Raw genomic sequence first — 8,650 nt, 5'->3', positions numbered from 1 at the left:
AAATATCATAAATTTCTGAAACCTGTACAGAGACGTAACGGCCGCACAATTTCCGAAGATATATGCTGTCCTGTCTGTGGTGCGCCTCATCACTACATATATGACAACAATGGGAATAACGGTCAGTATCAGTGCAAAGTCTGTGGTCAGACATTCTCTTCCGGGGAACACACCACAACCCCATTGCGTTTCTTCTGTCCGCACTGTAGCCACAGTCTTGTTGCTATTAAAGACAGATCCTTTTTCCGTGTACACAAATGTATAAACCCTAAATGCCCTTACTATCTCCACAACCTTGATAACGTTGACCCGGAGCATCTGAAAGAATACTTCGGGAAAAATAAATATAAACTCCACTACATCTACCGTGAGTTCACTGTGGGTTTCTTTAAGATGGACATTTCCTCTCTTCCGAAAAATGCATCTTCTCTTAAATTTACAAAACACAACTCCCATATTATGTCTCTGTGCCTGACCTTTCACATTAATCTTGGTTTATCACTTCGCAAAACCTCTCAGGCTCTTAAATATTTTAAAAAACTTCCCAAAACCTTCAGATTCATTGCTGACGGTTACAGCGCCTATCCTCTGGCATCAAGCAGACCAATTATGTTAACCACCTCGATAATTTTTTAAGCTGTTATGTTTTTGTTCATTAACATAACAGCTTTATCAGATGACAAACTTAAACATCTGTGTATCCCCAACCTTTAAATAATGGAATCCATAACACATTTCTAAATTTCTCATATGATAATCGGAATTCATCACTCAGTACATTTCATCATCTTCTATCTTTCCGGCAATAATAGCTTTCTTTATCGTTTTCCAATACTTGTTATAAACCGTGTCTGTTACTTTCCCTTCTCTGATTTTAATATCAGCCTAAAAGGTGGATACATCCATCCTAACTCAGGGGAACATATGGCAGCTTTTATAGGATTTCACTTTTTTGTCGCATTTTAAAATTATTTTACATCTTCAATTTTTACAGTACTATCTCCATCTGTAAATAGACTATATACTCTAAACCAGTGGCACCATTCATCCATACCACCTATACTTATATATAATTTATCATCCTGTGAATTGTTTTCATCAACAATTATAGATGATCCTTCCTGTTCAGCTGTATAGCCTGCTTTTTCATATTTTTTTATATAATCTTGTATGTCACTATGACCAATAAACAACGTAAAATGATTATTATCTTCATCATCATTTACTTCAACGGTAAAACCGTCACTTAATCTCAGCCATACGGCAACTGTTTGTGGCAATTCCTTTATGCCATAACCATACTCACTTAAATACTTATATATACATATCGAGTTAATTCCTATGAACAACACAACTATTGCAAAAATAACCAAAATTGGTTTAATCCACGTTTTCATTTCTAACCTCCTAGTATAATAATGATGTAGTCAATTAAGACTACTTGGTTAATAAGTTTCTATAATTCAGATAACAAAAGAAGGTGTTCTTCCTTCATCAGATGTTATCTTAAATAATTATCATGTCTGACGGTTCCTGATAGACACCAGTTAAAACATAAGGTATTATCTCGTAGGATAGGACAAAGAATGTACTCCTCCTTGGGATGCTGAATATCAGCAGATACCTGCAAAAAAGTCAATTAGTCCATTCGACAGGGTTTTATGTTTTAGCTGGTTGGGAGCCCGAAGGCCATACCCGAATAACGCGCTAGGTTGTGTACCTGCCAGATTGGAAATGGATTCCTATCAAGAAGGAGCTATTGCTCATGTCAAACAATGTTATTTTTAATCTTGATGAATTATTCATCTCTGTTGGTATTGATGTCGGTGCTGACTTCTCCTGGATGTCTATTACACTTCAAACCACCAGTTAGTAGGAAAGCCTTATAAAATCCTACATAACTGTATGAGTTCCCTTACAACCGATGTTTCTAAAATAAAAGAATCAGAAGAGTTGTATTCTTTGGAAAGTCGCATTTTCCTGGAATCTACGGGAATTTATCATTATCCACTCTTCTGCTATCTTCGTGATAAGGGTTTTAACTGCTCGGTTATAAATCCTATCATCACTAATGAATAGCCCAAATATGAACATACGAAAAGTACATAATGACCGTTTTGATTCTAAGAAGGCTGCTTTAGTCGGTTTGAAACCTGATTTAAAGGTTTCTCTTATGCCATCTGACCTTGCTTTAAACTGCAGAAATCTTTGTCGTGAATACTATGACTTAACGGATAATCGCAGTGCTTATGTGAATAAGCTGCAAGGCGAACTGCGTATGGCATTTCCGCAGTATCTTCGCATTTTTTCAAAAGTTACCATCAACACATCTCTAACTTTACTTGAGACATATACATCTCCAGAAGCATTTATAAATGCTGACAAGCAAGAGATTATTGATCTTATTAAATCTACAGCCCGCTTTGGACTTACATATGCTGAAAATAAGTATAATGCCATTATCCAGGCTGCAAACGATGCTAATGAATTTGGCTGTATCATTGACAGCAACATCAAGCGTATTCGCCTATATATTAGTTTCATCCGTAAATATGATGAAGAAATAAAAGGTATACTTGAATCATTACATGATCTTATTGATGCCAATGAAGATACTGACTTTGTCAGACAAATCCATTTAATCGAAACATTTAAAGGTGCCGGTTTCTTATCTGCTGTATCCCTTATAGGATTTCACTTTTTTGTCGCATTTCAAAATTGAAATTTATTTAAAGTTTTCAATTTTGATAATATCCTCATTATCTGTATATAGTATATAAATCCTAAACCAATGACACCATTCTTCCATACCACCTATACCTACATGTAATTTATCATCCTGTGAATTGCTTTTATCAATACTTATATCCGATCCTTCCTGTTCAGCTGTATAGCCTGCTTTTTCATATTTTTTTATATAATCTTGTATGTCACTATGACCGATAAACAATGTAGAATGACTATCTTCATCATCATTTACTTCAACGGTAAAACCGTCACTTAATCTCAACCATACGGCAACTGTTTGTGGCAATTCCTTTATGCCATAACCATACTCACTTAAATACTTATATATACATATCGAGTTAATTCCTATGAACAACACAACTATTGCAAAAATAACCAAAATTGGTTTAATCCACGTTTTTTTCATTATATATCTCCTTTATTTCATCACCTTAAACTTAATATCAACTTAAAATTTACATGTAAAATTTACCTTTGTTTTTTATATGACAAATTTCTACATGACAATAATCTCTATTTTTGTTTAATCTTCCCATTAAACTTTTATCTAAACAATTATCAGTATGCCCGGAATATAATATATCATTTTTTTTCACATGACTAATAATTGCTGTATGTGTATATTTCTTTTTTTCCCTATTATAAAAATATATTATATCACCCACCTGTGGATTAAATGATTTAATCATTTTCTCCATATATTCTTTAGTAACTTTATCACTCGTTTCACGATTTATTGTTGTAAAATTACCCATAAGTTTTGAACGAACAAATTTTCTATTCTCTAATACCGTTGTCCATGATGTAGTATATTCTCCAAAACAATCGTTTACATAATGAAAATACCAACCAGAACTTTTTTCTACCATTGGTACATTTGCTGCATACAAAACCTGAGATGCATAATTAGTACAATCAGAACAAAAATATAAATAGTCAGGGTTTGGATTATTATAATATTTTACCATATATTGTCTAGCCTTAGATCTATTATATTTAAATGAATATTTCTTTTTATGACTTGCATTTCCAGTTGGATCAAGATTACTAATAGGATTACCATTACAATAACAATATAAGTTATCCTTTGATATCACATTATCAGCTATACCAATATACCTTACATCATCCGCATTAACAAATCTTCCAACTTCCGCATCATAATATCTACTTTGAAGGTAATAGAATCCACTCTCGCTGTCATGATAATAGCCTCTATAAGTGATATGATTCAATGCATATGGTGTTTCATTTCCTTCATAACAGAAAGTATCCGTCACATTTCCCCATGCATCATATGCATATGTTGCAATCTCTGCACCTCTTGAATCAAGAAGTCCGATTACATCCCCCTGCATATTCTTTTCGAAGTAAATTCTTGTCTTCTTAAGGCTCTGATCTATGTCATTTATCTGACTATACTCAAAACCTGTCATTTCGTCATTTCCGTTATAGAAGTACCAGATGTCATATTTCTTTCCTGTTGCCTTGTATGTTACTGTCTCTCTTATAAGTTTTGTTTCATCCCATTCATAATCAGTGGATGTTGTATTTGTTTCCTTATAGGTTCGAAGTCCATCCTGATTATACCTATAAGTGATTTCTGAATTATCTTTCAAAGTCATCTTTGAAAGCTGTCTGCCTCTTGTCCATTCAAAGCTTTTTCCATCTATATAATTAACCGGATTTCCAAGTCCGTCATATGTTATATCTTCTCCATCATATTTAGTAAGCTGATCCGCCCAATCACTGTTTTTGTAACTATACTCCTTATCCTTTACGTTTGTGAGGCTTCCGTCCTCATTTATCGTTTTAAAATGTTTTGCATTAACATTTCCTGTGCTTGAATATCCATATGTACAGCCTGTATTGTTTGTATAATCCAGTTCCTTTGTAAGCCTTCCATGAACATCATAAGCATACTCATACATCTTTTTACCATTCTGCTTTATTGCTGTTATGTTGCCTGCAAGGTCGTATGTATACTCAAATTCCTTGTCTTCACCATACATACCTATGCTATAGGTTGTTTTTGTATCTGACACTTCTTTCTGCTCACTACTTAAAATATCCTTTTTATAAAGCTGTGAATATAGCCTTGTGTTAATCGTCCTTCCCTCATCTGATAATTCCATTGTAAGACTATCATTATTATATAATTTATCTGTTATGACCGTTTTATTTTCATCCGATATATCTGCTTTATGTGATGTCTTATATGTTACGCACTTTCCTTCAATGTCTTTAAAAGTATAGGAAATATCCGTATCCGTTATATTTCCTTCCTCATCCTCAACTGTTTTTATATCCTTTATAAATCCATCACTTCGTGATACCTTTACCGTATTATCATTGTAAATATAATCATAACTTACATCTTCACTGCCGGTTTTATCTGTAAGCTTAAGGAGTTGTCCTTCACTATTGTATTTCATTATGTATGAATATGTGGTATCTTCATTATAATATATTTTTGATTCTGTCGCCACTGAATTAATATTATTTTCATCAGCTTTTATTTCTGAAACCACTGTTTTTATTTTTTGACCATTTCCATACGATACTACATTCTCTGTCTCATCAACAACTTCTCCTTCTTCAATATTTGTAGTGTCACCATTTTCGCCCTTATTGTCTTCAAGAATATTTTTACTATAATTTACAAGAGGAATATTTCCCACCATAAGGGATGTCATTTCTCCGTCATTATAAGACATTGTGTATTTTGTTTTCTGGTCACATATGTATGTAACATTTCCGTCACTATCATATGTATATGTTATGCATATTGTATGTTCTCTGTCCTTTGAATTTTCTTCTATGATTGCCGTATTGTTCCCTTTTTCATCATAGAAATATTTTACGGTCTTGTTTAATGTGTCATCACCGTAATTCGTAGTTATCTTTTTTATATCACCACGATATATGTTTACTATATAAGTTGCGGTTACTCCATTTTCAGTTTCTGAATATTCATGGTCATAAAGTCCCTTGTGTACCTGAGCGGAGTACGCTCCAAGCCTGTCAGTTCCCTTGAGCTGTGGATTATCTGTTTTTCTCGGATCTGTTTCTTCAAGTTCGTCTGAATCATTTCTCTCATCAAAATCCGAATCTTTCAACCATGGGTCTGTTCCTTTCACATATTCTTCCAAATCACTTAATCCATCTTCGTCACTGTCTTTTCCATCTTCATTCTTTATTGCAGGATCTGTACCAAGGGTAAATACCTCATATCCATCTGGCAGTCCATCATTATCCGTATCTAAATCATATATCTTGTTTCCTTGTGAATCTGTGCCTGTTGTCTCATTCCACAGTGTCTTAAAATCCCATATTTCATAGCCGTCTTCAAGTCCGTCCCCATCGGTGTCTCTTATAACCGGTCCATAGGAAACATCTATTACATCATTTCCATTCTCATCCTGCTTTGTTTCTGTTACCCTATCAAATGAAACTATATTGCTTAGTATATCATCTTCCCCTGTAACAATATCCTCATCTTGATTTTTTAATATAGCAAGAACCCTGAAATCTGTTTTCTCTGTATTATCTGAACATTTATAAGCATATTCCGTACCATACGTTATTCCAACAGATTCAAAGCTTCCTTCATTCTCCCTCACATATACTTGGTATACATCTGCATCTTCATATGCTTCCCACTGAAGGTCAATCTCTGTTTCATCTTCGTTTTCATCATCAGCTCCGCTTATGACGAAACTTCCATCATACTTTGCATTGATATTCTCAGTTTCGCTATATCCCACATAAAAGATAGGTCTTTTCTCTTCTGCTGGTCCATAAAAGGTCACATAATTGCCATTGTTCGTATTTTCCGTCTTTAATGCTATACCACAGGATGCAATCTTTTCTGCTGCAACTTCCCTTACAATATCAGTCATATACAGCGCAATTCTGTCATCGATCTTATTATCTTCACACTTATATATTCCATACTTTTTCGTTCCAACTTCAGCTTTTCCACCCTTATACATACTCATAAAATCACAAGAACTTTCTGCATTTCTAATGCTGATTTCCGGAGTTCCCCCTATTTCAGCTATGACGGGTTCAAATACCGCATAATTAACTGTCTTTCCTTTTAATGCATTAATCACATCAGAACAGAGAATGAATGCCGTCTGCCCATAACCTTCTGAATCTATTCCCGTGTAAAAGCGATATGAACCGGGAATTGCATGTGCGTTACTTGGATTTTCATTATAAGAATTAATGTTTGAACTCTTGGTTGCATCCCAGTAAACGCTCGGATCTACTGTAATCGGATACTTGCTTTCATCATTTAAATAATCACTGTTTACAGTCAATTTTACGATATATGTATCATCTTCCACTTTTTCCAGTTTCATTTTTACATCATCATAGGATTTATTTCCCTGTGCATCGCTTACGTATGGTGCCGATATTGATGCAACAACATTTCCATTCTTTTTGTCCGTTAATAGAATGTAATTGTCATCATACTTCACCGGCTCCATTCCCGTAAAATCATATTTGTATTCAAATGTATTTCTCTCAGGCTTTTTATCTAATACAATTTCCTCCTTGACACCGTTGTTTAATGATGTGTAAACATACTTTATATTCTGACTTTCGCTTGAATATTCCACTTTGTTACAGTCTTCACCGTCTTCTTCCTGCGCAATTATTTCTTCTTCATTTGTTAAATATTTCTTTCCCTCTATTTCATTAACGGTCGTTCTGTTTTTACCCTCTTCCGTTTTGCTTTCTTTATCATCTTCCGACACCGGTGCAAAACATATGGCATATTTTTCACTACTCATGACAATCGGATGTTCTTTGTCTAACTTTTTTGAAAAATACTGTCTGCTATCTCCTTGTGTATTTACATACTGATACTCCCCTGCATTTAAATTTTCATCATTTTCACATATCACATTTAATTTTTTCTCATCCGTTCCTGAAATTTCATTAAGCGTATTATCATAGTCTTTCCATCTTCCCTTTTCTTTATATCTGATGTTTTCCCCATATACTTCCATTTTTTTCGAGCCATCACTCATCAGATATGTGTTTGTGCTTTCCGTTCTTTCTCCTGTAAGTTCCTTTACAACTGTTACTTTCTCTTTACCCGCATTGCTTTCCGTTCTGTTTTTCTGTGCGGCATAAACTGAATCTGCCATTGTGTCAAGATTTAATCCTGTTACCATCAGTGCAATAATCAAAATAAAAGATATTGTCCTTTTTCCTGTTTTTCTCATATGTTTCTTCTTTTCTTTCATATTAACGTACCTCCCATGCTATTTGTTAGCTTATATTTAATTTTGCTAAATATCTTGTATTCACGCATATGGTACCAATCTACTTTTTTCATTTCACCCCCACTTGCGTAAGTGTACCCATTTTTTGCGTAAGTGGGAGTTTTTTAGAAAAAACGACAAAAAAAGATATGCCGATTAAATTAACCAACATACCACCCTTTACTCTATTTGCAAGATATCTCTCTTCGCCTCTTTAAATACTGCTTTTTAGTTTCTGAATATCTTCTCTTGCTGATATAGGCAAATTCATCATTAGCAAAATATACTGCACTACTATCAAAATTTTTTATTTTATCCAAATTCACCAAATAAGAATTGTGGCATCTGCAAAATCCAACACTTTTCAATTGTTTTTCATACTCCGATAAAGTTCCACTGCATTTTATTCTATTATCCGATGTATGTACAACAATGTTTCTCCACTCCGTCTCAATATAAAGAATATCCCTTATCTTTATATTAATTTCTCCCTTACCCAATTGGTAGTGTCAAATTTACTACCCTATTTTCTTTATAAAACCTTTATTTTTAGGGAGTTTGCAATAAAAAGAGCATTGACCTCCCTTTTTTGGTATAATGTCAACGACGAAATCAACTTT

The 8,650-nt window shown here is 34.0% G+C and carries 6 protein-coding genes; 1 reads left to right on the top strand and 5 read right to left on the bottom strand.

Translation table 11 applies throughout. The features are described 5' to 3' along the window. A partial coding sequence (locus H8S00_RS14135; RefSeq protein ID WP_207721435.1) for a hypothetical protein occupies positions 1-483 on the bottom strand: 483 nt, incomplete at its 3' end. 485 nt (positions 484-968) lie between these two features. Then, positions 969-1,397 carry a hypothetical protein gene (locus H8S00_RS13665; RefSeq protein WP_118595026.1) on the bottom strand — a complete coding sequence of 143 codons (429 nt, stop codon included), beginning with the start codon at positions 1,395-1,397 and terminating at the stop codon, positions 969-971. A 689-nt stretch (positions 1,398-2,086) separates the two neighbouring features. On the opposite strand from H8S00_RS13665, the gene H8S00_RS13660 reads away from it, so the two are divergent. Next, on the top strand, positions 2,087-2,722 hold the full coding sequence (locus H8S00_RS13660; RefSeq protein WP_243053073.1) for an IS110 family transposase: 636 nt from the start codon (positions 2,087-2,089) through the stop codon (positions 2,720-2,722). Positions 2,723-2,725: 3 nt separating this feature from the next. On the opposite strand, the gene H8S00_RS13655 is transcribed toward H8S00_RS13660, so the two are convergent. The 3 genes from H8S00_RS13655 to H8S00_RS13645 all read right to left on the bottom strand — a co-directional run bounded on the left by H8S00_RS13655 (position 2,726) and on the right by H8S00_RS13645 (position 8,530). Next, positions 2,726-3,154, bottom strand: coding sequence for a hypothetical protein (locus tag H8S00_RS13655; RefSeq protein WP_186840747.1), 429 nt, complete (start codon positions 3,152-3,154; stop codon positions 2,726-2,728). 49 nt (positions 3,155-3,203) lie between these two features. Beyond that, entirely contained in the window at positions 3,204-8,012 is a 4,809-nt protein-coding gene (locus tag H8S00_RS13650) for an amidase domain-containing protein (protein ID WP_118589411.1), read from the bottom strand. Positions 8,013-8,215: 203 nt separating this feature from the next. Continuing rightward, positions 8,216-8,530 (bottom strand): LytR/AlgR family response regulator transcription factor, encoded by a 315-nt coding sequence (locus tag H8S00_RS13645; RefSeq protein ID WP_118589412.1) that lies wholly within the window; start codon positions 8,528-8,530, stop codon positions 8,216-8,218. Positions 8,531-8,650: the final 120 nt, after the last annotated feature.

This window comes from Eubacterium segne (assembly GCF_014287775.1).
In the GTDB taxonomy this organism is placed as follows: Bacteria; Bacillota; Clostridia; order Lachnospirales; family Lachnospiraceae; genus Eubacterium_G; species Eubacterium_G segne.
This window is presented reverse-complemented; position numbering and strand designations above follow the sequence as displayed.